Below are 22724 nucleotides of genomic sequence, written 5' to 3'. Positions count from 1 at the left end.
TTCAGGCGGGATCGAGACCGTTGAGCACGGCGCGCAGCCCGTGGCCGAAACGTTGTACGGGGTCGATGTTCGGATAGCGGTCGAAGTAGGCGGTGACCGGCGCGACATCTTGTCCGTCGGCTGAGGTCAACCGCGAAATGTCGGCCGCGGTGAACGAGCTCGCCGCTCGACCCGCACGAGCCCAAGGGGATTCGGCGAGCGCTGCGCCGAGCACATAGTAGTAGAAACCCGTCAGCGCCGAATCCAGCCGGCCACCGGTGAAGCCCGCGGCGGTCAGCACCCGCAGGATCGTGCCGAATTGTGCGACGGCCGCTGGGCCCAGCGGCGGATTGTCACCGACCAGGGCGGCGGCCCACGGATGGCGCACCAACGCCTGAAAAGTGCGGTGGCCGATCGCGGTCAGCGCGGCTCGCCAGTCGTCTGTCGCCGGATCGGCCGCGAGCGCCTCCGCGAACACCGCGTCGACCGCGAGTTCCAGCAGATCGTCTTTGGTGGCCACATATCCGTACAGCGTCATCGGCGCGGCGTCGAGCCGGGCGGCGAGCTTGCGCATGGTCAGACCGGACACCGCCTCCTCATCGAGCAGCGCAACAGCGGTGGCCACGATCTGGTCGCGGTCGAGTGCGGGCGGGTTGCGCGTCGGCTTCGCCGGGCGCAGCCACACCGAGTTCCGTTCGGGCATTGCCCGATCCTACGGCCGCACGTACATTGAACGCGTACCCGTACAACGTACGGACTTCACGTATTGTGTACGAACCGCGGACGGCCGCATGCTCGCTCCGCCTGGATCGAGGGAGAAACTATGTCGGGGAACGAAACTCACGAGGTAGACGTCGTGGTCATCGGCGCAGGCCTGTCCGGCCTGGCGGCGGCGCGACGACTGGTCGACAACGGTCGCTCGGTCGCGGTGCTGGAAGCCAAGACACACGTCGGCGGGCGCACCCGCGACGGCTGGGCGGGCACGACCCGCGTCGATGACGGCGCATCGCTGGTATATCCCGTGCACCACAACGTGTTTCGGCTCGCCGCGGCGCACCGGGTCGCGCTGTTCGAAGGGAGCTTCGACGGACGGTTCTTGTTCGTTTCCGACGGCGTGACGCACACGCTGCGGCTCGGCTCGACACCCGGTATCCGACTACTCGGCCGCCCCAGCTTGCGACCGCTGCTACGGATAGCGTTACGTCTCACGGCACGATGGCTCGACCTGCCGCTGCCCGCCGCGGATCTGACCGAACTGATCGGCGTGATCGGACATTTGGACGACTTGGCGGCCACGGTGCCGGCGCAGGCACCGTGGACCGCGCCTGACGCGGTCGCACTGGATCGGCACACGCTGGGTTCCTGGCTGGCCGACGAATTGACCTCGCCGTCCACGCGCGCGGTAGTCGAGTCGAGTCTGGCCGGGTTCGTGCCGTTGTCGGCCTCGCTGCTCTACACCCTGCACTTCTTGAACACCTGGGGTGGTGTCGGTTCACTGCTGTTCGGACAGCAACGCTCGGTCTATCGATTCACCGGTGGTGCACAGGGTTTGGCAGTGGCCGTCGCGGAATCACTCGGCGATCGGGTGCAGCTCGGCAGCCCGGTGCAGGCCATCCATCGACAGCGCGACCGTGTCATAGTGCACAGCGCGACAGCGGAATTCGTGGCACGGCGAGTGATCGTCGCGTTCACCCCGTCGGGCATGCGTGCGGTGCGCTTCGAGCCCGAACTACCCGGCGACCGCGCCGTGCTGCACGATGCTTGGCTACCGGTGCACGGACGCAAGATCAATGTTGTTTATCCGGAGCCGTTTTGGCGCCGGGCCGGGCTTTCCGGCGCCGCACTGGGCGATCTCGGGCCGATTCCCGGGGTGACCGATGTATCGCCCCGTGACTCCGGGGTGGGCATCCTGACCAGCTACGTCACCGTGAACGAGACCACGATCGACCCGGGTACGCGACAGGCCGCCGTGCTGGCGGCGTACGCCCGGCTCTTCGGCCCGCGAGCGCTGGATCCGCTGGCATACGTCGAAAAGAACTGGGCGGACGAGCCTTTCGCCCATGGTTGCGAGGGCGGGCTGGCCTGTGGCGCGCTGACCACGGCGCGGCGCCTGCCGAAAGAACCTGTGGGCCGCGTCCATTGGGCGGGTGTCGAGACCGCCGACGCCTGGATGGGATTCATGAGCGGCGCGATTCAAGCCGGCGAACGCGCCGCCGACGAGGTCCTCGCCGCAGCTTGAGCCCGGTAAGGGAGCTACGGCGGGACGCTCTCGATACCCGGTGACCGGCACATCTCACTCGCCGCTGTCGCCCCCACCGGCGTGGAATTCCGACGACGAAGACCCGGTTCCACCGCGGCGCAGGACGCCGCTTCTGTCTGGCTCGTCGTCGCGGCGACGGAGTCCGATGATGCCGAGCACCACCAGCGCGGCCGCCACGAGCACGCAGATACCCGCGGCGGTCAGGGAGAAATCCACGAGTGCGGCGGCGGCGATCAGCACCACGCCCGCGACGACGAACAACATCAGCCCTCCCAGCGCAAGCAGTGTGACCAGCATACGAACTCCGCCGGACACGGTTCTGCAAAAACGCTGTTAACACCGGTACCCGCGATAGACGATTGCTACTACATCTAGTTGATAGCGCGATGCGCTTGCGGCGGGCAGGGCCCGACCCGTCCGCATCGCGACGGCACCAGGGGAAGGAACGCATGAACCCCGCCGACGCCACCGATCCGGGAACCGCTCGTGAGCAACGACGTGCATCCTGAGCAAACATTCGCCGGATACACCATCGAACGACTGATCGGGCAGGGCGGCGCGGGACGCGTCTATCTGGCCAGGCACCCGAGACTGCCGCGGCTGGTCGCGCTCAAGGTGCTGGACAAGATGTTCGCGGGCGATTCCGGTAGCCGAGCCCGCTTCGAGCGCGAGGCCGAAACGGCGTCCCGGCTCGACCACCCCAACATCGTCACGATCTACGATCGCGGCCACACCGCCGACGCGACCTGGATAGCGATGCGGTTCATCGACGGCACCGACGCGCTGGCCGCGATCCGCAACGGGCCGATGCCGGTCGCGCGAGCCGTGCGGATCACCACCGAGATCGCGAAGGCGCTCGATCATGCGCATGAGCGCGGCGTGCTGCACCGCGACATCAAGCCGTCGAACATCCTGCTCGAACATCCGCCCGCCGACGAACCGGAGCGCGTGTTCCTCGCCGATTTCGGTATCGCGAAGATGACCCAGGGCGCCGGTCAGTTGACCGTCGAAGGCCTGTTCGTCGGGAGCCTCAGCTATGCCGCGCCGGAACAGTTGAGCGGGCAGGACCTCGATCGTCGGGTCGACGTCTACGCGCTCGGCTGCACGCTCTACCAATTGCTGACCGGCGAAACCCCGTATGGCACAGACAATATGGCGAACCTGCTGCAGGCCCACCTGTTCGCGCCGATCCCGTGTCCGAGCCGGCATCCCGGCGTACGCCCCGAACTCAGCGCCTTCGACGCGGTCATCGAACGCGCACTCGCGAAGAACCGCGACGACCGATTCGCGACGTGCGGAGAACTAGCGGCCGCCGCCGAAGCCGCCTTGAGCAGTGCGTTGCCCGAACTTCCCACCGTGACCGGACGCATCCAGCAGGTCGACGTCGTATCGGGAGCTCCCGGCGGCCCGAATAACGACAGCCCGACAATCGTCCACAACACCGCTCAGGTGACGGCGTCGGCCCCGCCGACCAACACTGTCGATGCCTCGGGCGATTTGTGCGGACACCGGATGGGCGGGCGATACCACCTGCTCGAATACATGGCCCGCGGCATCTCCGGCGACCTTTACAAGGCCTATGACGACATACTCGGCGAATTGGTCGCGGTGAAGGTCGTGCAGACCGTCGACGCCGACACCAAGAAACGGCTCCAGCGCGGCGGCCGGGTATGGCTGAAGCTGAAGCCGCACCCCAATGTCGTCGAAGTGATGGATGTGCAGAACCAACTCGGCACCGACCCGCCCTACATAGTCAGCAGAATCGTCGACGGCATCGATCTCGCCGAACTCACCAAGAACCGGGATCTCCGCCTCGATGAAGCCATCTGGATCGTCATCCAGGTCTGCGCCGCCCTCGAACACATCCACGCCAGTGGCATCGTGCACCGCGAGATCAAGCCGAGCAATATCTTGGTCGCCGGAAAGGAGCTGCTCGTCACCGTGTTGGATTCGGGCATCGCCAGACACGAGAACCCGGCCGTCGACTCGTTCACGAAAACCGGCATATTCGTCGGCGATCTCGCCTACGCGGCGCCTGAACAGATACAACAGGGATACCAGGTCGGGCGCCGCGCCGATATCTACGCGGTGGTCGCGGTCCTGTACGAACTGGTGACCGGCGCCCGGCTGCCGTTCCCCATCCCCGACGGATGGCAACCGGATCAGCAATCGCTCGCCGAGCTGCCCGAACGCCTGCGATCGGCCTTGATCCGCGGGCTGTGCCAGAACCCGAAAGATCGATTCACCAGTATCGGCGAGTTGCACGACTGCCTCGCCCCGCTCTCGCGCCGGGCCTCGCAACCTCCGATCCAGGGGCCCGTAGTTGTTGCCCTGCACGGGATTCGAACGCACGCCGCCTGGCAGCGCGCTTTCACCGAGGTCGCGGGCCGAGCCGGCTTGGGCACGCACGTCGACCTGTGGAATTTCGGATACTTCTCCGTGCTCCGTTTTCTGCTGCCGTGGGCGCGCCTGTCCAAGGTGCGCTGGTTCCGGCAGGTCTACCAGCAGGAATTCGGCACCGGCAGCCAGGAACCGCCATCGATCGTCGCGCACAGCTTCGGCACCTACATCCTCGGCAACGCGCTCTTGCGTTACCCCTACCTGCGATTCCGCAAAGTACTGCTCTGCGGATCCATTCTGCCGACCAACTTCCCCTGGGATCAGCTCATCGAACGCGGCCAAGTACAAGCCGTACGAAACGAATTCGGCAGCGAAGACGTGTGGACCCGTGCCGTCAACTGGTTCGTCTCCGGAACCGGACCCTCCGGGCTGCAAGGGTTCACCGCACAATGCCCACGACTGCAACAAGAGAATTTCACCTTCGCGCACAGCGAATACTTCGAACGCGGGCACATGAACAGCCGATGGTTGCCGTTCCTCACCGCACACCTCGAAGAGCGCCCGATCCACGAAACCTGTATCCCCACACCACCTGTCGAACACCGCCCCTGGGGGCTGTACCTGGCCTACTCGGTGCTCGCCGCCACCGCCCTACTGGTCGCCCTCCTCGTTCTCTGAGGTTGTCACGCACGCTGACGAGCCGAACAAGAGACCGCAACCCGGGCCGGCGAACCTTGCCGCCGACGGCTCAATGCGCGGGCTCGTTCCCCTCATCCGGATCTCTGCGACGGCGATATCGCGCCACCAACGCGCCCTTTGCCGTGCACGTGCGCCGATCACCGTTGCGCCCACGCAATTCCGACTTACTCATGCTCGGCGGCACCCACCGACAACGCTCCTCTTCGCTCATATCGGGTTGGACCCACGAACGGCAGCGCAGGTTCCCCGCGACACGCACCTGTCCCCGACGTGTCCTGTCCAGTGCCACCGTAAGGCACCTTCAGAACACGGAAAGACATCGCGACGTGCCCTTCAAGGTTTGCTGCGCAACGCCGCGAACGTCCTCGATCGCGGCTGCACCAAGCCTCGGGCACAGACCGCCGAGGACGAAGCGGACAACGTCGTAGTTGATCTACAGTCGCGGCACCCGAGCAGACCGATGGAGCCGTCGACGCAGCGATCAGAGCTGTTCGCCCTGTTCGCGGCGCCGGTCCAGGTCGCTCTGCCGCTCTGCTTCCTGGCGGCGGGCCTCGGCGCGCTGCTGTTCGGCGCGCTCGCGCAGGCCGCGCAGGAAGGCTTCGTCGGCGGCGGCGTCCTGAGCGACGTGGCGGCCGGGACGGTCGTACTCGGCGTACGCGGTGGTCGAGCGTGGGCGGCCCTCGTGCACGGGGCGGCCCGCGAAGAGCCAGAGCAGCGCGCCGACGGTGGGGATGAGGATGACGACGATCAGCCAGCCCATCTTGGGTAGATGACGGATGCCCGCGTCCGGACAGGTGATGATGTCGATCAGGCAGTAGACCCACAGTGCCAACGTGAGTAGTCCAACGATCGCGTAGGGCATCAGTACCTCCTAGTACGTCTGCCAGCCCGGTCCGTGCGGCGATTCGTGGCGAATCTCCCCCCAACCGGCCCGGGCCCGTGCCCGTAGCTGGCAGATCTTCTCGAACGGGCGGCAGGATCGGCCCCCGACTGCCGCACCACGGCAGACCCTATCGGACGACCGCGCGGCTCTCCACTCGACGCGGATGTGCGTCTTTACCCAGCAGACGTGCTGGTCACCCGGCACTGCTCAGTGCACCGACTTCAAGCCGATCACGCTGCCGATGATGCCGAGGAGAAAGACGACTTTGAGGAGGGTGATCGGTTCGGAGCCGGTGGTCATCGCGTAGGCGACGGTGAGCACGGCGCCGATGCCTACCCAGACGGCGTAGGCGGTGCCGACCGGGAGGTCGCGCATGGCGAAGGCCAGGCCGACCATGCTGGCGGCGAGCGCGAGCAGGAAGACGAGGGTGGGGATCAGGCGGGTGAAACCGGCCGATTTACCCAGAGCGGTGGCCCAGATCGCTTCACAGACGCCGGACAACACGAGAATCAACCAAGACATGACGAGCCTCCGAGGCCGTCTTGTCGCGCGCCGGGTACGGCTCCCTCGTCCGGGGTCCCTGCCGGGACCTGCCTTCCACGATGGCAACTCGGCGCACCGGGGGCAAGCGGGCAGCCGGTGACGTTTCTCTCCATGAAGTGCGCAATTTTGTGTATCGAGCAACGCGGAGGCTGCGTCCTAGCATCGCGGTCGTGACTGAAATCGAGCCGTTTCCCGTGCACATTCCCGAGCGCGAGTTGCAGGACTTGCGGGAGCGTCTCGACCGCGTACGACTGCCCGAGGCGGAAACGGTGGCGGACGGTTCGCAGGGCATCGGGTTGGCACGATTGCAACGGCTCCTGGACGGCTGGCGGCAGCACGATTGGCGTGCGCTGGAACAACGCTGGAATGCGCTGCCGCACTTCCGCACTCGGCTGGACGGACTGAATATCGCGTTCTGGCATGTGCGTTCGCCGGAAGCCGGCGCTTTTCCGCTGGTGCTGACGCACGGGTGGCCGGGCTCGGTGCTGGAGTTCGAAAGCGTGATCGGGCCGCTGACCGATCCGGTCGCGCACGGCGGTTCGGCCGCGGACGCTTTCGACGTGGTCGTACCGGCCCTGCCCGGTTTCGGGTTCAGCGAACGGCCGCGGGAAACCGGCTGGAATCCCGGCCGGACCGCACGCGCATGGACGGCTCTGATGACCCGGCTGGGGTACGAACGCTTCGGGGCGCACGGTGGCGACTGGGGCGCGTTCGTCAGCACCGAATTGGCCTGCCTGATACCGGAAAGAGTTGCCGCACTACATCTTACGATGCCGATCGCGGCACCGACGCCCGAGGACATCGCGACGGCCGACGCCGCGGAGCAGGCCATGCTCACCCGGCGGGACAGGTTCATGATGACCGGGCCCACCCATGTGATCGCCCAAGGCATGCTGCCGCAGACGATCGGCTACGCGCTGCTCGATTCGCCGGCCGGGCTCGCGGCTTGGCTGAGCGAAGCTTTGGTCGCCTTTTCGGACACGCGACCCGAAGCAGGTGGCGGCGTCAGCGTTGCGCAGCAGCTGGACGACATCGCCCTCTACTGGTTCACCGGCACCGGAGCCGCCACCGCTCGCTGGTATTGGGAGGCCCTGCGGTGGACGGCGCGAAGCGCGGCCGAGCAGAACGGCCAGCCGGTTCTCGTGCCCACCGCCTGCACAGTGTTCCCGGCCGAACCGTTCCCGGTGGCCCGGCGCTGGGCGGAACACCGCTACCGGAACCTCACCAGTTGGCACGAGATGGAATACGGCGGGCACTTCCCGGGGTGGGAACACCCGAACGTGCTGGTCAGCGAACTACGAAACGCCTTCCGCGCGATCCGCCAGGACACCGAGCGCTGCGGTGGGGAGGCCCGCACACCTCGGCAGTTGCCCCGTGCAACGCTGTAGTCATGCCCGCCTCCTCCCCTCCCGGCTCCCCGACCGACGCGCCGATCAGCAGATATGGACTGGGGACGGCCGCGGTGGGACGCCCGGGCTACATCACGCTCGGACGAGAACTGGACCTGCCCGCCGAGCGCACGGTGGACGCGATGCGCACCCGCACACACGCGCTGCTCGATGCCGCGTGGGCGGCCGGGGTGCGCTACTTCGATACCGCCCGCTCCTACGGTCGCGCAGAGGAATTCGTCGGCGAATGGCTGACGGCGCGGCCGGAAGTCGCGGCAGCGGCCACCATCGGCAGCAAATGGGGCTACACCTACACCGCCGGCTGGCGGGCGTCGGGTGTCTCGGCCCATGAGGTCAAGGAACACACGGTCGCCGTGTTCGATCGTCAAATCCGGGAAACCCGAGCCGCTTTGGGCGAGCACCTGGATGTCTACCTGATCCATTCGGTCACTCCGGACAGCCCCGCGCTGGCCGACCGGGAGCTGCACGCGCGACTGGCGGACCTGGCCGCGGCCGGGGTCCGGGTCGGGCTGTCGACCAGCGGGCCCGCCCAGGCGGCGACCGTGCGCGCGGCGCTGGAGGTCACCGTGACCGGTGAGCCACTGTTCGCCGCCGTCCAGTCCACCTGGAACCTGCTCGACCCGTCCGCGGGACCCGCACTGGCCGAAGCACATTCGGCAGGATGGCTGGTGGTGGTCAAGGAAGCCATGGCCAACGGCCGCCTCGCCGGCCGCAACGCCACCGGTCCCGGCACCGCCGCCCTGCGCGCGGTGTCCGACCGTCTCGGCACCGGCACCGACGCGCTGGCGCTGGCCGCGGCAGCCGCCCAACCCTGGGCCGATATCGTCCTGTCCGGCGCCGCGACCCGGGACCAGCTGACCTCCAATCTCACCGCCGCCGAACTCGACCTCAGCGCCGACGACCTGAGCGAGCTGGCCGTCCTGGTCGAATCCCCCGAGACTTTCTGGCGCACCCGCGCCGAATTACCCTGGGCCTGAACGTGCGGCGCGAGCCATGCCGACCCTCGCGACTGCCGAGTGCACTATGCTTCCCGACCACATGAACTAGAACAGGTTCCAGGGGGAGGGATTCGCGGTGCGGGGATCAAGATTGCTGGCTGCTGCCGTCGTCGCGGCTTACGTCACAGCAACGAGCGCAGGCTGGGCAACGGCAGTGCCACTGCCGGAACAAGATTCGTTCTACACGGTGCCGCCGGGCATTGCAGACCTACCCAACGGCACCATTCTCGCGTCGCGGCCGATCGACGCACGGTCCTACTTCCAGCCGCTGGCCGCAGACGCATGGCAGGTGCAATACAAGACGGTCGACAATCGCAACGAGCCCAGCGCATACATCGCCACGATCCTTGTGCCACAGCAGGAATGGCCCGGCGCCGGCCCTCGGCCACTGCTGTCGTACCAGGTCGCCGAAGACGGCGTGGGCACGAAATGCGCACCCTCCTATGCGTTGCGCGGCGGACTCGGCGGCGGTCCGAGCAACTCGTTCAGCGAGACCGGGATGATAGGCATTGCGCTCCAACAGGGTTGGGCCGTGGTCGTGCCGGACTATCAAGGCCCGAACTCCGACTTCTCCGGCGCGGACGGCTACGCGCACGGCGTCCTGGACGGCATACGCGCCGCGAAGACGTTCCCGCCCGCGGCGGTCGACCCCGCCGCTCCGGTCGGCCTGTGGGGCTACTCCGGCGGCGCGCAGGCCACTGCGGTCGCGGCCCAGGCGCAACGCGCCCAGCTGGAGGCCTGGCCCGGTTCGCTCACCGACAATGCCGAGCTGAGCCGGGTCATCCGGTCGACCAGCCCGCTGTTCCGGGCGGGCGCGCCCATCGCGCCGGTGCTGATCTATCACGCGCTCAACGACGAGTTCGCCCCCGTCGATTCCGCTCGGTCACTGGCCGAAAAATATTGCGCCGCAGGCACTCCGGTGCAGCGAGTGGAGAATCCGCTCGGTGAGCACGGCACCGAAGCGGCAGCCGGGCTCCCCGCCGCCCTGACCTACCTGTCCGACCGCTTCTCCGGCAGGCCCGCGCCCAGCACCTGCTGACACATTTCCCGCGGAACGAAACGCCGGACGGCGTGGTGTCGATGATGTGGTAACAGCATCACCGCAGGCCGGACGGCCCGCGACGGAACACCCCGGGGGCGAGATGACCACCGCACAAGTGCACCATCGACGGTTGATCGTCTACGTACCCGGCTTGACCGAGCGCCCCGGGGCGATAGACGGCCTGTTCGCGCGGTTGCAACGGGAACCCGGCTACGGAACCGACGAAACGATCTACTGGCAGTTTCCGGACGGGATCCGCCGCTTCAGCCGCGGCACGCTGGCGAACCGGTGCCGGGATCTGGCGGACCGGATCGACGCGTACTGGACCGGGCCACGCAAGACGCCGGAGATCGTGCTCATCGGGCACAGCATCGGCGGGATCATGCACCGGTACGCCTACTTGCAGGCGTTGCGCGGGATCGACGGGCACCGGCTGCCGTGGGCGGACGCGGTGACCAGGATCGTGCTGCTGGCCGCGCCGAATCGCGGGGTCGATCCCGATCGGCTGCCGTGGTGGCAGCGCTATCCGACGAAGGTGCTGGCGCCGCTGCTGCGCCGGTTCACGGCGGTCGAATTGATCTGCGGCGCACCGTTCATCACCAATCTGCGGATCCTGTGGCTGCGCGAGATCGCCCAGCTGGGCAACCAGGCGCCGATCGTGGTGCAGGTCAGCGGGAAGAAGGACCGGGCCGTCGTCAAGGAGGACAGCCGCGATCTGGAAACGCTGCCGACCGGCGTGCAGAAGGTGGTGCCCGGCGCCACGCACGCGGACATCATCAGCATCGAAGCGGGCTTGTCCGAGGACTATGCCGGTCAGCGGTACGAGATTCTGCGCGCGGCGATCACCGAGCCGCTGCCGCCCAGCAATCCGGAGCCGCTGCCCGCCGCCGAGGCCACGAAAACCTCGGTGGTGTTCGCCCTGCACGGCATCCGCTCGGGTAACGGCGAATGGCCGAGCGAGCTGGAGGCGGCGCTGTTGGCGGCCGACAAGAATGTGCTCGTGGTGACGCCCTCCTACGGCCGGCTGTCGGCCTACGATTTCGCGCTCCCGTTCACGCGCCGGCGCAACCTGCGCTGGTTCGCCGACATGTACAGCTACCACCTCGCCCGTCACCCGGGCATTCCATTCCATTTCGTCGGGCACAGCAACGGCACCTATTTGTTCGGCCAGTCACTGAAACAGATCCCGGCCCTGGAGTTTCAGCATGTGTTCCTGGCGGGCAGCGTGCTGCCGCGCGAGTTCGACTGGGTCCGGTGCGCCGACGCGGGTCAGATCGGCTCGCTGGTCAACATCTGCGCCAATCAGGACAAGCCGGTCGGCTGGCTGTGCAGCGGGCTGCGCGCGTTCCGGATGCGCGATGTCGGGGTCGGCGGATTCACCGGCTTCGATTCGGTACCGCCGGGCACCCGGCAGATCCGGCACATCGAGGGCGGACACGGCGCGGCCCTGGTGACCGACCGTCTTTCGGCCGTCGTCGACTACGTGCGCACCGGAGAGGCAGGCGGCGAAGCGCACGTGGTCAAACCCGGCCGCGGCTTCGAACTGATGTCGCGGGTGGCGCCCAGGCTGGCCTGGGCGACGGTGGCCGCCGTGGCCGGGCTGAGCTGGCTGGCCCTGTCCACGATGGGCATTCTGCTCGGCGCGGCGATCGTGGCCGGGCTGCTCGGGCTCACCTACACCACTTTGAAAGTCGCTTGAGCCCAACCGTTCCCCTGGCCGGGCACCTTCCGGCACAGTGGCACTGTGCAGCAGGACTTGCCGTTCACCAGGCGCGTTCATTCCCCGTTCAGCGCGAGACAGTGGCCATTGATCCACTGTCCCTACGGTCCGAAAACATGACGAATCGGACCCCTCCGCCACTGGCCGCGCTGCACGAACCGTGGGGGTGGGTGAAGCGGCTGCTGGTCCTCGTGTTCGTGGCGGTGGGGTGTGTAGTGCTCGAGGTCAAGGACCGCCTCCTCGGCTGATGGCGGACAGCGGGACGCCGACCCTTAAGATCGGGTGATCCCATGTTCCGCTGAAAGAAGCCGATGGACGCTGCCGACCTGAGTTTTACGGTGCTGGGCCGCGTCACGGTGCGGCGCGGTGCGCTGACGCTGGCGTCGGAACGCCTGCGGACCCAGGCCGTGCTCGCCGCATTGCTGTTCGCGACCGGGCGGCCGCTCACCGCGGCACAGCTGGTGGACGCGGTATGGGGCGAGGAGTTGCCCGGCGACCCGATCGCCTCGCTGCGCTCACACGTGCTGCTGTTGCGCAAACTCGTCGAACCCGATCGCGTGCGCCGCGGCGCGGCCACGGTGCTCGTTTCGGTCGGCGACGGCTACGAATTGCGCGTCCCCCGGGAATCGGTGGACGCCTTCCAGGCCCAGTCACTGGCCGCGACGGCCGACCGAGCCCGCGCCGCAGGCGATTTCGAGCAGGCGCGAGCACAGCTCGATCAAGCCCTGGCATTGTGGCGTGGCGAAGTGCTGGCGGGTGTACCGGGCCCGCTCGCAGTGGATCGGCGCCGGCACTTCAGCGAGTTGCGGACGACCCTGCTGGAGGCCGGTTTCGAGGTCGATCTCCAGCTGGGGCGACACGAGCAGGTGCTCGGCGAATTGGCCATGGCCAGTGACGAATTCCCGTTCCGCGAGCGACTGCGCGGACTGCGGATGACCGCGCTGTATCGCTGCGGCCGGCGCAGTGAGGCCCTGACGGTGTACACCGACACCAGGCGGCTGCTCATCGACCAACTCGGCATCGAACCCGGCCCCGAGCTGGCCGAGCTGCACCAGCGCATCCTCGACGACGATCTGGCCTTGCCCTCGGCGCACTCAGCCCCACCCGAGTTGCGCGAAAGCGTCCGGCCAGCTCAAATACCCAGGGGCGTAGCAGATTTCACCGGACGCGCAGCACTGGTCGACGAGCTTGGCGCGACGTTGATCCCCGCGGGAGACACCCCGCCCATCGTGGTGCTCACCGGGATGGGCGGGGTCGGTAAAACGACCCTGGCGACGCACGTCGCGCGCGAGATCAGCGCGCACTTTCCGGACGGACAGCTCTACGCCGACCTGCACAGCATGGACGATCGTCCCGCCGAACCGGTCGGCGTGCTCGGGGCCTTCCTGCGCGCGCTGGCGGTGCCGGACAGCGATATCCCACCCACCGAGTCCGAACGAGCGGCTCTGTTGCGCAGCATGCTCACCGATCGCCGCATGCTGCTGGTGCTCGACAACGCGGGCACGCTGGATCAGGTGCGGCCGTTGCTGCCGAGCGGGTCCGGTTGCGCGGTCTTGGTCACCAGCCGTACGGTGCTGCCGTTACCGGACGCGACATACCGGCCGCTCGGCGTCTTGTCCGCGGCCGAGGCGCGAAGCTTGCTGGAACGCATAGTGGGAACGGACCGCATCGCCGCAGCGCCCGCGGCCGCCGCCGCGGTCGTCGCGGCCTGCGGTCGATTGCCGTTGGCGATCAGGATCATCGGCGCCCGCCTGGTGGCGCGACCGCACTGGAGCATGGCCGCCGTGGCACAGCGGCTGGCCGACGAACGGCATCGCCTCCCGGAACTGCGCTGCGGCGATCTGACCGTGCACGCCTGCTTCGCGTTCGGCTACCGGCAGCTGCCCGCCGCCACCGCGCGGACTTTCGTGGCACTGGCCGTGCCCGCGGTGCCGGATCTTTCGGTCGCCGCAGCCGCATCCATCCTGGGTCTCGAAACCGCAGCGGCGGCACAGGTCTGCGAGTCACTCGTCGACCTCGGGCTGTTGCAATCCATCGGCGACGATCGGTACAGCTACCACGATCTGCTGCGGCTGTTCGCCCACACCGTCGACACCGAGATCGACCGCGCAGAGGTGCTGTCGCGCCTGCTGGACTACTACCTCGCGACCGCGAAAAACATCGTCCGCCATCGTTATCCCGGCCATCGGCTCGACTATGTCCGGCCCACAGCGCAACCGGGCACCGCGATCGGCACCGAGGCCGCCGCACACGCCTGGCTGGATACCGAGCGCACGGCGTTGATCGCGCTGCACCGCCAGATCGCCGCGGATCACCCCGCACTCGTGCCCGCGAGCGTGGACGTCGCGATGTTGATCAGCGAGAGCGTCGACCCGTCGGCCCAGTCCGGGCAGTTGGCCGACGCGGTGCGCGGGCTGCTCACCGTCGCAGCGGGATTCGACGACCGGGACACCGAATTCCGCGCGCGCGTGGCGCTCGGCTTGATCCTCGCCCTGGATCTGGGCCGAGGTGACGACGCGGTCGCCGTGCTCGAACCCGTGCGAAAGATACTGCGACCGAACGGGAGCAGTCTGCTACTGGCCTTCGCCGAACACCTGCTGGGGGCCGCCGCGCTCAGCGTCGGGCGCGCCGCCGACGCGATCACCCACATGGCCGCCGCGGTCGAGATCTTCCGCGACCTGGACGACCCGGCCTGGGAAGGATGGGCCTGCGCCACCCTCGCCGATCGGTACGGCGATGCCGCGCAATGGGATCGAGCCGCCGATGCCGCCGAGCGCGCACTGCGCTTGGCCGAGCGACTGGGTGGCGCGGCCTTCGAGTCGCTGGCCCGGAGTCAGCTGGGCCGGGTGGTGCTGATGCGCGACCGTGATCCGGAGCGTGCCGTGACGATCTGCGCGGACGCGGTGCGCACGGCTCGCGGACACGGACGACGGCTGCTCCTGGGCTGGGCGCTGTACCGGCAGGCGGAGGTCGCCCTCTACGGGCAACACTTGGATATCGCGGAAGCCGCTGCAGCCGAAGCTGTTTCGGTACTCACGGAGGCCGCGGACCCGATCCGTCGCGGGCACGCACTGGACTATCGGGCCCGGGCGCTGGCCGCGCTGGGACGCGATATCGAAGCCCAGCAGGCGCGCGCGCAGCTCGCCGAGCTGGCCACCCGGATCGGCCGCACACCACCGGCGGCGGCCGAGTTCGAGGCCGTCGGCGCGGGGAGCACCGGCCGACCCTGACCGTCGGCCTGCGCCGTCTCTCCCATCGCACCAGGTCGGGCGGGCGTTCATTCGCGGCTCAATGTCTGCTCGAGCACACCGCCCAAGATCGGATCGACAGCACGTTCCCCGGTCCGATCGGAGCAGTTCACCATGCCTTCCGCCGCCACTATCGGCAGCAAGACCATCGATGTGATCGGGTATCCGTGCAGTGCGCGCGGACGAGGACTGCGCACGGCCGTCACGGCGGCGCACTACCTCGCCGCCCGCGGCGCCCGGGTCCGTCAACTGCGCGGCACCACTCTCGCGACGACGATCGACCTGATACGCGAGCGGCTCAGCCGACCCGACCGTCCGGAGGTCATCGACACCGAGGCGTTGCTCGTGACCGTGGGCAATATCGGCCGCACCGGCGGCAAGCGGATCTGCCCCGGCGCGCGGCTCGACGACGGCTTGCTCGAAATCACCGTGATCGGATCCGCACCGCGCGGACGGACGCTCCGCCTGCTCACCGCGTTGGCCGCCGGACGGGCGGTCACTCATCCCGCCGTCACCTACCACCAGGCGGCCGCCGTGTCCGTGTGGTGCCCGGCGGGCAGCGCGATCGTCGACGGCGCCTCGCTGGACGCGCGGCCCTGCACCGCACGCGTTCTGCGCGGCGCACAGGCCGTCCTGGTGCCGTGAATCTTGTGAACCTACCCCTGAGGAGAACCTCGTGAAATACCGAATCGGCGCCATCGACCAGAACTTCGCGCCGAACAGACTCACTGTCTCGTACGTGGCCATCTGCGCGGGTGCGGTCGATGTCGACCTACTGCGGCGGGCCTTCGCGCACACGTGCCGTCGCTTTCCGATGCTGTGCGGGCAACTCCGCTCGGACGACGGCGACTGCTACGTCCACATTCTCGACAGCGATCGCGACGAGGCCGTCTTCGAGACGGTGCACAGCAGCGTCTCGGAGTGGCTCGTGCGCGGGCTCGACCCAGTCGATCCGACAGTTCGGCTGGCGACGCTGGAGATCGTGCACGCCGGCGCGACCACCGCGGTCGCACTGCGCGTATCCCACGCCATCGGCGACGCGCACCTGGGATTCGAGCTCATCACCGAACTGTGGCGGACGGCCACCGCGCTCGCCACCGGGGCACTCGCCGACCCCACCCCGCTCGTGCCCCGCAGGCTGGAGGAACTACTCCACGAGCGCGGGATTCCCGTCCCCGACGTGGCGCTGCCCGCACCCAACGGTCTCTACCGCTGCACACCGACGGAGATACTCGGCCGACCGGGCCTGCGCGTCGCCACGGAGGAGCGGATCACGCTGTCGGACAGGGACACCGGCGCGCTGCTCCGCCTCGCACGAGCGCAGGGCACGACGGTGCACGCACTGCTCAGCGCCGCGGTGATCCGGGCCGAGCGGGTGATGATCGCCGAAACTTCCGGCGCCGCACCCGAAGACGAGCTGCCCATGATCATCGGACATGCCGTCGACCTGCGCCCGCACCTGACACCGCCGGCTCCGGTCACCGACACCAGCAACGGTCTCGGGTACGCGCCCACCGTCACCCTGTGCGGTCCGGACGCCGACCTGCTCACCCTCGGCAAAGAGGTCAAGGCGCAGATCGTGTACGGCATCGACAGCGGCACCGCGCTGGCCACCATGTTCGCCGCGGCCCGCAGCGGGGCGAGCACACCGGACACCGCCGTCAACATCCTTACCAACTGGGGCGTGGTGCCCGCGTTGGACTGCCCGGAAGGGATGGAGGTGGTCGACTTCCGTGGCTTCGTCACCGGTGATTCCGTCCCGGAGCTCAGCTACTTCGTCTACACCTTCCGAGGCCGCCTGAGCATCGAGTTCACCTACGCCGAAAACCACCATCACCGCACCCGGATCACCGAACTGCGCCGCCTCGTGGCGGGGAACCTCGAGGAATTGATCGATGATCTGGCCCGCCAGAACTGACCGGCCGGGCGCTGCGACGATATCCGGGCCGCTGCTGCCGAATCCTTTTTCCGCCTCGGTCGCTCTTATGTAGGAGCGGCCGAAAGGGCCGGTGTCGAGGAGGATCGATGACAGTGATCGTGGTCGCCGTGGTGGCGGCGGTGTCATTATGCAGCTGTGTGGCCGTGCTGCGGTGGCGTGGAAGGGCGAACAGGCATGAGTGAATCGGCTTCGTGGCCCGGCGACCAGCTGGTGCTGGCAGCCCAGCACGGCGATGAAACCGCCATCACCGCACTGGTTTCCGGTGCATATCCGCACATCCGGCGGTTCGCGACGTCGCTGTGCGCGAGCAGTCAGGACGCGGAGGACGCGGCGCAGGAGGCGGTCATCGTGCTGTTCCGCAAGATCGGCACGCTGCGCGCGACCACGGCGCTCGCGTCCTGGGTGTTCCGGATCGTGCGGAACGAATGTCTGCGCCGCGCCCAGCTGTTCACGCGCCGCACCGCGGCTGCGGCGGAGGAGCTTTCGCCCTCGGCCGAGGACGACGTGCTGAACAGGCTGGAGATCGAACGGGTGGCCGCCGCCGTGGCGTTGCTGCCCGAGGATCAGCGTCGCGTCCTGATCATGCGGGATATCCAGGGGCTACCGGGGAAGACGGTCGCGGCGTCGCTCGGGCTCAGTGCGGCGGCGATGAAGTCGCGGCTGCATCGTGCCCGGGCGGCGGTGCGGGCGCACCTTTCCGTCATCGAAGGGAGTGAATCGCGTTGAGCACCGACGCACCGTCGTTCGCCAGCAGATCCCTGCCGGTCCACCTGGCCAAGGGCGCCATCGGTTTCGGACTCCTCGCCGCCTCGCTGGCACTGCTGCCGATCCTCGGCTGGATCGGCCTGCTGCTCGTGGTGCCGGGTCTGGTGGCATTGCGCGGCTGCCCCACCTGCTGGGCGATCGGCCTGGCGCAGACGCTCTCGCGGGGCCGCCTGCATCGGGTCTGCACCGACGGCCGGTGCACCCTGCAATCCGCGCCGCCCAGCCGATCTTCGTGACCAATTTGCCGTCGTCCGGTTATCGCACCGGCGTCGCGTCCAGGAACGAAGTGAGCAGCGGTACGAGCAGGTCTGGGCGATACATGATGTCGTAGTGGGTTGTGCCCGGGACTGTTTCGAGGCGTGCGCCCTTTCCGGCGTCGAGCCGGGCGACGAGATCGGTGGTGTGCTCGCGGTACAGAGCATCGGATTCCGCGGTGAGGATGAGGGCGGGTGCTTGGATTTTCGGCAGTTGCGCGGTCCAGTCATAGTCCTGGGTGAGCAGCTGCCTGGTCTTGGTGACCAGGGCCGTCCAACCCGCCGGGTCCGGAGCGACACCGCTGTACAGCTGGTAGAGCGGAGTCTCGCGCAGTGCATCGGGATTCATCGCGGCCATCCCGGCTCGGGTCTCGGGCAGCCAGCCGTCGGAGCGATAGGGGGCGGACGCGATGGCGAGACGGCCGACCAGATCCGGTCGGCGCGCTGCGACCTGCATGGCGACGCCACCGCCCAGCGAGTAGCCGAACAAATCTGTCCTGCCGAGGTTCAAATGAGTGATCAGCGCCGAAATGTCATCGGCCAGTGACTCATAACTCAACGCTCGCTCGCGATCGGGCGTGTGACCGTGGGCTTGCAGGTCCACCGAGATGACCTGGCGTGTCTTGGACAGCTCGGGAATGTAAGTGCCGAACGTGGATTCAGCGGTGGCGAGCCCACCGTGCAACAGGATCAACGGCTGTCCGGTGCCCTGTGTCTCGTAGTACAGCCGCCCGCCGTTGATCTCGGCATACCGTCCTTTACCATCGGTGGACGCCGGATCGTCTGCGGCAGAGCGTGTTTCCGACGCAACCGCGCCGGTGTCGTCGGTTCCGCCGCAGCCGGTGAGCAGCACTGCGGACAGGGCCACGGCGCTCGAGGCCGCCAATGACACGATGCGGATTCGCATGGGGTGATCCTTAGAGATTGCTGGATGTCAGGCCGCGAAGTGATCCGCGCCGACGAGGAAGGCACCCGAAACCGGTGCCAGGAGTGCGATTTTCGGATCGTGGCTCAGCTTCGCCACTTCCTCGTGCCGCGCGTTCGGAAGCACGGCGGTAATGGCACGGGCGGCCGACCGCAACAAAGCGCCGCTCTTGGTACCCGAAATGACCAGGGTCGGCACCTCGACGCCCGCCCACTCGGCGGGCCGCAACGCTTCACCACGCATGTACGGGCCCATGATCGCCCAATCGTGGGCCGAGGCGGGAGCGGTGGCCAACAGCGACTTCCAGAACGGGGTGAATCGCATGACCGCGGCGAGCAACCACGGCATGCCCATGCCTTTGGTCATGTAGTAGCGCACCACCTCCGCGCGCCGGTCCGCGGCGATCATCTCGTGCAGCCTGGCAGCCAGATCCGCTGGGGGAACAAAGTTTTCCTGGTCGGTGACGAAAGGCGGTTCGTAGGCGACCACTTTCGTGATGCCGTGCACCCGCTCGGAAGCGGCGGCGAGCAGTGCCAGGCCCGCACCCGACGACCAACCGAACAGCGCGGCGCGGCCGCCGACCGCCTCGATCAGCGCGGCGAGGTCGTCGATCTCGTTCTCTACGCTGTAGACACCGGGCGAGTCGGTGCTGTCGCCGCGTCCGCGCCGGTCGTAATTCACGACCGTCAACCCATACTGTTGCGCCAATATCTCGGCCAACTCGACCAGTTTCGGAAACTTTCGATAGCTGAACGCGCCGCCGATCAGGATGACCGTTCCGGCGGTACCGCCGACGATCCGATCGAAGGCGAGGACGACGCCTCCGGGCGTGGTGATGGTCTGCACCATTCGTGCCTTTCTCAGCAAACATTTTCAGCGGCACCACGAATCTCAACAGCCGGCGACAGGCGCAACAAGCGGCAAGTCGGCAACGCCGGATGTAGCGCGGCTAAACGATCACCGATGCGGCGGCTCACGCCGAAAGCGCTGCCTCGGTGATGGTTTCGAGGAACGGGGGCACCAGCGGGTGCTGTCCGGCGCGCGGCCACATCAGCCCGTAATCGATGTTCGGCGCGTCGCGGAAGGGGACGAACACGATCCCCGGGTGCGAGTGGAACCGCTCGGCCCGCAGGGCGACGGTACTGACGCCGACACCCTGGCTGACGTGCACGAGCACCTCGGCCCAGAAGGTCGTCGCGGGTCCCTGCGGGATCGACCGGCCCGCGGGAGTCCGGCGGGGAAAGTGGCAGTCCATCCAGTAACGCGGGACCGATGCATCCACGAGGGTGATCAGCTTCGTGTCGGCGAGATCTTCCACGGACACCGATTCCGCCGCCGCGAAGGGATGCTGCTCGGGCACCATCAGTCCGCGCGGTTCGGTGAAGACAACCGCCCCGGTCATGATGTCGGGTTCGGCGATCGGGAATGCGGTGAGCTGGAGATCCACTGCGCCCGAACGCATCCGGCGGAGCGGATCGGTCAGCTGGATCTCTTCGATGCCGATGACGGCGCCGGGGTAGCGAATACGGAACAGATCGGCCGCGCGCACGAGCAGATTCCCGCACCAAGGCGTCGAGAAACCGGCCGTGATGGCCCGTTCGACGCTACCGCCCCGGCTGGCGGCCAGGACGCTCGCGGTGATCTGCTCGTACGCGGGACGCAACTCGTCGCGCAGCTGCCTGCCCAGCGGCGTGAGGGCGACCGTGCGACTGTTGCGCTCGAAAAGCGCACTGCCGATCCGGCGTTCGAGCTTTCCGATGGTCTGGCTGATCCGGCTGGTGGTCACCCGCAGGCGTTCGGCGGTTCGGCCGAAATGCAGTTCTTCGGCCAGCGTGAGGAAAGCCTCCAACTCGTGCCGCTCCAGCATGGGCGTTGCTCGGGCGCCGGTCGATCACCGACGCGCGGACCGCTGAGCCGACTCGGTCTCGCGCACGGCCGCGGCGACGGCGCGAAAGTCTTTACGCAGGATGTGGGAATGGTTGCTCGCGACCTTCGCGCTCACCTGGATGTGCGGGTTGCGCGCGAGCACCGGATCGAGGGAGGCGCGCACCGCTTCCATCTCCTCCTCGCCGCCGCCGAGGCTCGCACCCGTGGCCAAGACGTAGCGCACGGGGCAGCGCACCTGATCGAGCACTGGCGCGATCGCCGCGACGATCTCGTTGATCTCGATATTGACCTCGGCGTGCTCGGCCGCGCTCATCCGCGCCGCCATGCCGAACGGACGCGCGAGCGGCAGCAGAAAACGCATGCGGTGGAACAACTTCCGAATCCGCTCCTGCCCCTCGGCACCGGTCAGCCCGTACGGCATCGCACCGTCCACCGACACCACGCCGAGCGCGCGCTCCGGATTCCGCGCCGCCCAGTGCGCCGCGAGGGTCGCACCGTAGGACCAGCCCACCAGGATCGCCCGATCCACGCCGCGCGCAGCGAGAACGGCATCGACATCGCGCAGGCACGCCTCGAAGGTGTAGTCCGCGGACTGCCGCGACTTGCCGCGCGCCCGCATGTCGTAACTGATGTGCCGGTATCCGGTACCGAGATCGGCGATCACCGGCCGCCACGGGCGCCGATCGGCGTAGGCACCGTTCAAATACAGGATCACCGGACCCGAACCACCCGTGTCGGTCACCGCCAGTGCGGTGTCCTCGACCGGCACCAGGCCGGTCCAGGTCGAGTCGGCGGTCGAGTGCTGTGCGGTCATGGTCCTCATCGCGGATCTCCTCAGGTGCGTTGTCTGCGCTTCACGGTTCCCATGTTCGGGAATCTCTGAACGTCATCGAACGTACATTGCGTTTAGCTATTCGTCAATATTAGATCGTCACGTAACTACCGAAATAGCTCGACGTTCAATGATTCATTGCAATGGCATTGGCAGTGAATGCAATGCGCCTCGTACTACCTCTTTGCAATGAGATCCGGAGGGCGGCATACTTGAGCAGCCAGCGGCGGGCATCGCCCACCGACACACCGAGAAGATCGGCACCCTATGCCCGGAGGCAGACTCAGCAACGAGGATCGGCAGCGCATATCCATGGGCCTGGCCGAGGGACTCGGCTATGCGGAAATCGGCCGGCGACTGGGCCGGCCCGCCTCGACCATCATGCGCGAGGTCACCCGCAACGGCGGCGCCGACGGCTACCGCGCGGATCGAGCCGACGAGGACACCCGTCAGCGTGCGCGCCGACAGAAGCGACCGCAGCCGACGACGCGACCACTCCCGGACAGCGCTTACGGCCGCGACCCGCGGGAGGTCCAGGACGCCGCCGAATCCTTCACCGCGCTGCTGGTCGGCCAGGGCCTCGCCCGGATGGAGGCGCGCGTGCTGGCCTGCCTGCACTTCACCGACTCCGGCGCACGCACCGCCGCCGAGTTGGTCCAGCTCCTCCAGGTGAGTCCGGCGTCCATCTCGCACGCCGTCGCCTTCCTCGAACAACAGGGCATGCTCCGGCGCGAACGGATGCCCGGTGGACGCCGCGAACGCTATGTCATCGACGATGATCTCTGGCTGCGCAACCTGCACGCGACGCTGCAGATGAGTGAAGCCCTGGCCGCCGAATCCCAGCGCACCGCCGAGATTCTCGGCGTCGACACCCCGGCGGGAGCCCGGTTCGTCGCCTCGACCGAACTCCTCCTGCTGGTGAACGAGGCGTTCCAGCACGCGATCGAGCAATGGACCCGGCGTACCGCCGCGCGCGAAACTTCGGACGTTGCGCGGTAGAT

General features: G+C 67.8%; 21 protein-coding genes and 1 riboswitch. Of the genes, 13 read left to right on the top strand and 8 right to left on the bottom strand.

The window, feature by feature from the left end; all coding sequences use genetic code 11:
* Position 1 precedes the first annotated feature (1 nt).
* A complete protein-coding gene (locus TY25_RS37970) occupies positions 2-682 on the bottom strand; it encodes a TetR/AcrR family transcriptional regulator (protein ID WP_042264652.1) in 681 nt (226 codons plus the stop codon).
* 120 nt (positions 683-802) lie between these two features.
* On the opposite strand from TY25_RS37970, the gene TY25_RS37965 reads away from it, so the two are divergent.
* Positions 803-2218 (top strand): flavin monoamine oxidase family protein, encoded by a 1416-nt coding sequence (locus TY25_RS37965; protein WP_042264650.1) that lies wholly within the window; start codon positions 803-805, stop codon positions 2216-2218.
* A gap of 54 nt (positions 2219-2272) precedes the next feature.
* On the opposite strand, the gene TY25_RS37960 is transcribed toward TY25_RS37965, so the two are convergent.
* A complete protein-coding gene (locus TY25_RS37960; protein WP_042264649.1) occupies positions 2273-2536 on the bottom strand; it encodes a hypothetical protein in 264 nt (87 codons plus the stop codon).
* Between the two features lie 189 nt (positions 2537-2725).
* Here TY25_RS37960 and TY25_RS41085 point away from each other — a divergent pair, with 189 nt between their 5' ends.
* Positions 2726-5257 (top strand): serine/threonine-protein kinase, encoded by a 2532-nt coding sequence (locus tag TY25_RS41085; protein ID WP_052383467.1) that lies wholly within the window; start codon positions 2726-2728, stop codon positions 5255-5257.
* Positions 5258-5759: 502 nt separating this feature from the next.
* Here TY25_RS41085 and TY25_RS37950 read toward each other — a convergent pair.
* Positions 5760-6140, bottom strand: coding sequence for a PLDc N-terminal domain-containing protein (locus TY25_RS37950; protein ID WP_042264648.1), 381 nt, complete (start codon positions 6138-6140; stop codon positions 5760-5762).
* Positions 6141-6368: 228 nt separating this feature from the next.
* Positions 6369-6683 carry a DMT family transporter gene (locus tag TY25_RS37945; RefSeq protein WP_042264646.1) on the bottom strand — a complete coding sequence of 105 codons (315 nt, stop codon included), beginning with the start codon at positions 6681-6683 and terminating at the stop codon, positions 6369-6371.
* Positions 6684-6691: 8 nt separating this feature from the next.
* Positions 6692-6756: riboswitch (guanidine-III (ykkC-III) riboswitch) on the bottom strand.
* A gap of 118 nt (positions 6757-6874) precedes the next feature.
* Between TY25_RS37945 and TY25_RS37940 the strand changes: the two genes are divergently transcribed.
* The 10 genes from TY25_RS37940 (at position 6875) to TY25_RS37900 (ending at position 18061) form a co-directional block, all read left to right on the top strand.
* Positions 6875-8092: an epoxide hydrolase family protein gene (locus TY25_RS37940; RefSeq protein ID WP_042264645.1), complete on the top strand. Its 1218-nt coding sequence runs from the start codon at positions 6875-6877 to the stop codon at positions 8090-8092.
* Between the two features lie 2 nt (positions 8093-8094).
* Positions 8095-9090 (top strand): aldo/keto reductase, encoded by a 996-nt coding sequence (locus TY25_RS37935; RefSeq protein WP_042264644.1) that lies wholly within the window; start codon positions 8095-8097, stop codon positions 9088-9090.
* Between the two features lie 97 nt (positions 9091-9187).
* Positions 9188-10150: a lipase family protein gene (locus TY25_RS37930; RefSeq protein ID WP_226887035.1), complete on the top strand. Its 963-nt coding sequence runs from the start codon at positions 9188-9190 to the stop codon at positions 10148-10150.
* 103 nt (positions 10151-10253) lie between these two features.
* Entirely contained in the window at positions 10254-11852 is a 1599-nt protein-coding gene (locus TY25_RS37925) for an esterase/lipase family protein (protein ID WP_042264642.1), read from the top strand.
* A gap of 137 nt (positions 11853-11989) precedes the next feature.
* The gene (locus TY25_RS44540; RefSeq protein ID WP_256656720.1) at positions 11990-12121 is read left to right on the top strand and encodes a hypothetical protein; all 132 of its coding nucleotides are present in this window, start codon (positions 11990-11992) and stop codon (positions 12119-12121) included.
* A gap of 63 nt (positions 12122-12184) precedes the next feature.
* A complete protein-coding gene (locus TY25_RS37920) occupies positions 12185-15103 on the top strand; it encodes an AfsR/SARP family transcriptional regulator (RefSeq protein ID WP_052383466.1) in 2919 nt (972 codons plus the stop codon).
* Positions 15104-15235: 132 nt separating this feature from the next.
* The gene (locus TY25_RS37915) at positions 15236-15766 is read left to right on the top strand and encodes a diacylglycerol/lipid kinase family protein (protein WP_052383465.1); all 531 of its coding nucleotides are present in this window, start codon (positions 15236-15238) and stop codon (positions 15764-15766) included.
* A 31-nt stretch (positions 15767-15797) separates the two neighbouring features.
* Positions 15798-17039, top strand: coding sequence for a phthiocerol/phthiodiolone dimycocerosyl transferase family protein (locus tag TY25_RS37910; protein ID WP_042264641.1), 1242 nt, complete (start codon positions 15798-15800; stop codon positions 17037-17039).
* A 195-nt stretch (positions 17040-17234) separates the two neighbouring features.
* Positions 17235-17786, top strand: coding sequence for an RNA polymerase sigma factor (locus tag TY25_RS37905; RefSeq protein WP_042264640.1), 552 nt, complete (start codon positions 17235-17237; stop codon positions 17784-17786).
* Positions 17783-18061 carry a hypothetical protein gene (locus TY25_RS37900; protein WP_052383464.1) on the top strand — a complete coding sequence of 93 codons (279 nt, stop codon included), beginning with the start codon at positions 17783-17785 and terminating at the stop codon, positions 18059-18061. The genes TY25_RS37905 and TY25_RS37900 overlap by 4 nt, the downstream gene beginning before the upstream one ends.
* A gap of 19 nt (positions 18062-18080) precedes the next feature.
* Here TY25_RS37900 and TY25_RS37895 read toward each other — a convergent pair whose 3' ends face one another.
* From TY25_RS37895 to TY25_RS37880, 4 genes are all read right to left on the bottom strand, one after another.
* Entirely contained in the window at positions 18081-18986 is a 906-nt protein-coding gene (locus TY25_RS37895; RefSeq protein WP_081869363.1) for an alpha/beta fold hydrolase, read from the bottom strand.
* Positions 18987-19013: 27 nt separating this feature from the next.
* Entirely contained in the window at positions 19014-19853 is an 840-nt protein-coding gene (locus TY25_RS37890; RefSeq protein WP_052383463.1) for an alpha/beta fold hydrolase, read from the bottom strand.
* Positions 19854-19977: 124 nt separating this feature from the next.
* A complete protein-coding gene (locus TY25_RS37885; RefSeq protein ID WP_042264638.1) occupies positions 19978-20871 on the bottom strand; it encodes a LysR family transcriptional regulator in 894 nt (297 codons plus the stop codon).
* 24 nt (positions 20872-20895) lie between these two features.
* Positions 20896-21714 carry an alpha/beta fold hydrolase gene (locus TY25_RS37880; protein WP_342448064.1) on the bottom strand — a complete coding sequence of 273 codons (819 nt, stop codon included), beginning with the start codon at positions 21712-21714 and terminating at the stop codon, positions 20896-20898.
* A 276-nt stretch (positions 21715-21990) separates the two neighbouring features.
* On the opposite strand from TY25_RS37880, the gene TY25_RS37875 reads away from it, so the two are divergent.
* The gene (locus TY25_RS37875; protein ID WP_042264636.1) at positions 21991-22722 is read left to right on the top strand and encodes a GbsR/MarR family transcriptional regulator; all 732 of its coding nucleotides are present in this window, start codon (positions 21991-21993) and stop codon (positions 22720-22722) included.
* The last annotated feature ends 2 nt before the right edge of the window (positions 22723-22724 follow it).

Origin of the sequence: Nocardia brasiliensis NBRC 14402 (assembly GCF_000308475.2) — a bacterium.
GTDB lineage: Bacteria > Actinomycetota > Actinomycetes > Mycobacteriales > Mycobacteriaceae > Nocardia > Nocardia brasiliensis.
This window is presented reverse-complemented; position numbering and strand designations above follow the sequence as displayed.

Coding starts and splice junctions, on each gene's coding strand:
- TY25_RS37945 (WP_042264646.1), bottom strand. CDS start 6,683: ATGTCTTGGTTGATTCTCGTGTTGTCCGGCGTCTGTGAAGCGATCTGG.
- TY25_RS37970 (WP_042264652.1), bottom strand. CDS start 682: ATGCCCGAACGGAACTCGGTGTGGCTGCGCCCGGCGAAGCCGACGCGC.
- TY25_RS37890 (WP_052383463.1), bottom strand. CDS start 19,853: ATGGTGCAGACCATCACCACGCCCGGAGGCGTCGTCCTCGCCTTCGAT.
- TY25_RS37925 (WP_042264642.1), top strand. CDS start 10,254: ATGACCACCGCACAAGTGCACCATCGACGGTTGATCGTCTACGTACCC.
- TY25_RS37920 (WP_052383466.1), top strand. CDS start 12,185: ATGGACGCTGCCGACCTGAGTTTTACGGTGCTGGGCCGCGTCACGGTG.
- TY25_RS37875 (WP_042264636.1), top strand. CDS start 21,991: ATGCCCGGAGGCAGACTCAGCAACGAGGATCGGCAGCGCATATCCATG.
- TY25_RS37895 (WP_081869363.1), bottom strand. CDS start 18,986: ATGCGAATCCGCATCGTGTCATTGGCGGCCTCGAGCGCCGTGGCCCTG.
- TY25_RS37960 (WP_042264649.1), bottom strand. CDS start 2,536: ATGCTGGTCACACTGCTTGCGCTGGGAGGGCTGATGTTGTTCGTCGTC.
- TY25_RS37950 (WP_042264648.1), bottom strand. CDS start 6,140: ATGCCCTACGCGATCGTTGGACTACTCACGTTGGCACTGTGGGTCTAC.
- TY25_RS37880 (WP_342448064.1), bottom strand. CDS start 21,714: ATGAGGACCATGACCGCACAGCACTCGACCGCCGACTCGACCTGGACC.
- TY25_RS37935 (WP_042264644.1), top strand. CDS start 8,095: ATGCCCGCCTCCTCCCCTCCCGGCTCCCCGACCGACGCGCCGATCAGC.
- TY25_RS37915 (WP_052383465.1), top strand. CDS start 15,236: ATGCCTTCCGCCGCCACTATCGGCAGCAAGACCATCGATGTGATCGGG.
- TY25_RS37965 (WP_042264650.1), top strand. CDS start 803: ATGTCGGGGAACGAAACTCACGAGGTAGACGTCGTGGTCATCGGCGCA.
- TY25_RS37885 (WP_042264638.1), bottom strand. CDS start 20,871: ATGCTGGAGCGGCACGAGTTGGAGGCTTTCCTCACGCTGGCCGAAGAA.
- TY25_RS44540 (WP_256656720.1), top strand. CDS start 11,990: ATGACGAATCGGACCCCTCCGCCACTGGCCGCGCTGCACGAACCGTGG.
- TY25_RS37905 (WP_042264640.1), top strand. CDS start 17,235: ATGAGTGAATCGGCTTCGTGGCCCGGCGACCAGCTGGTGCTGGCAGCC.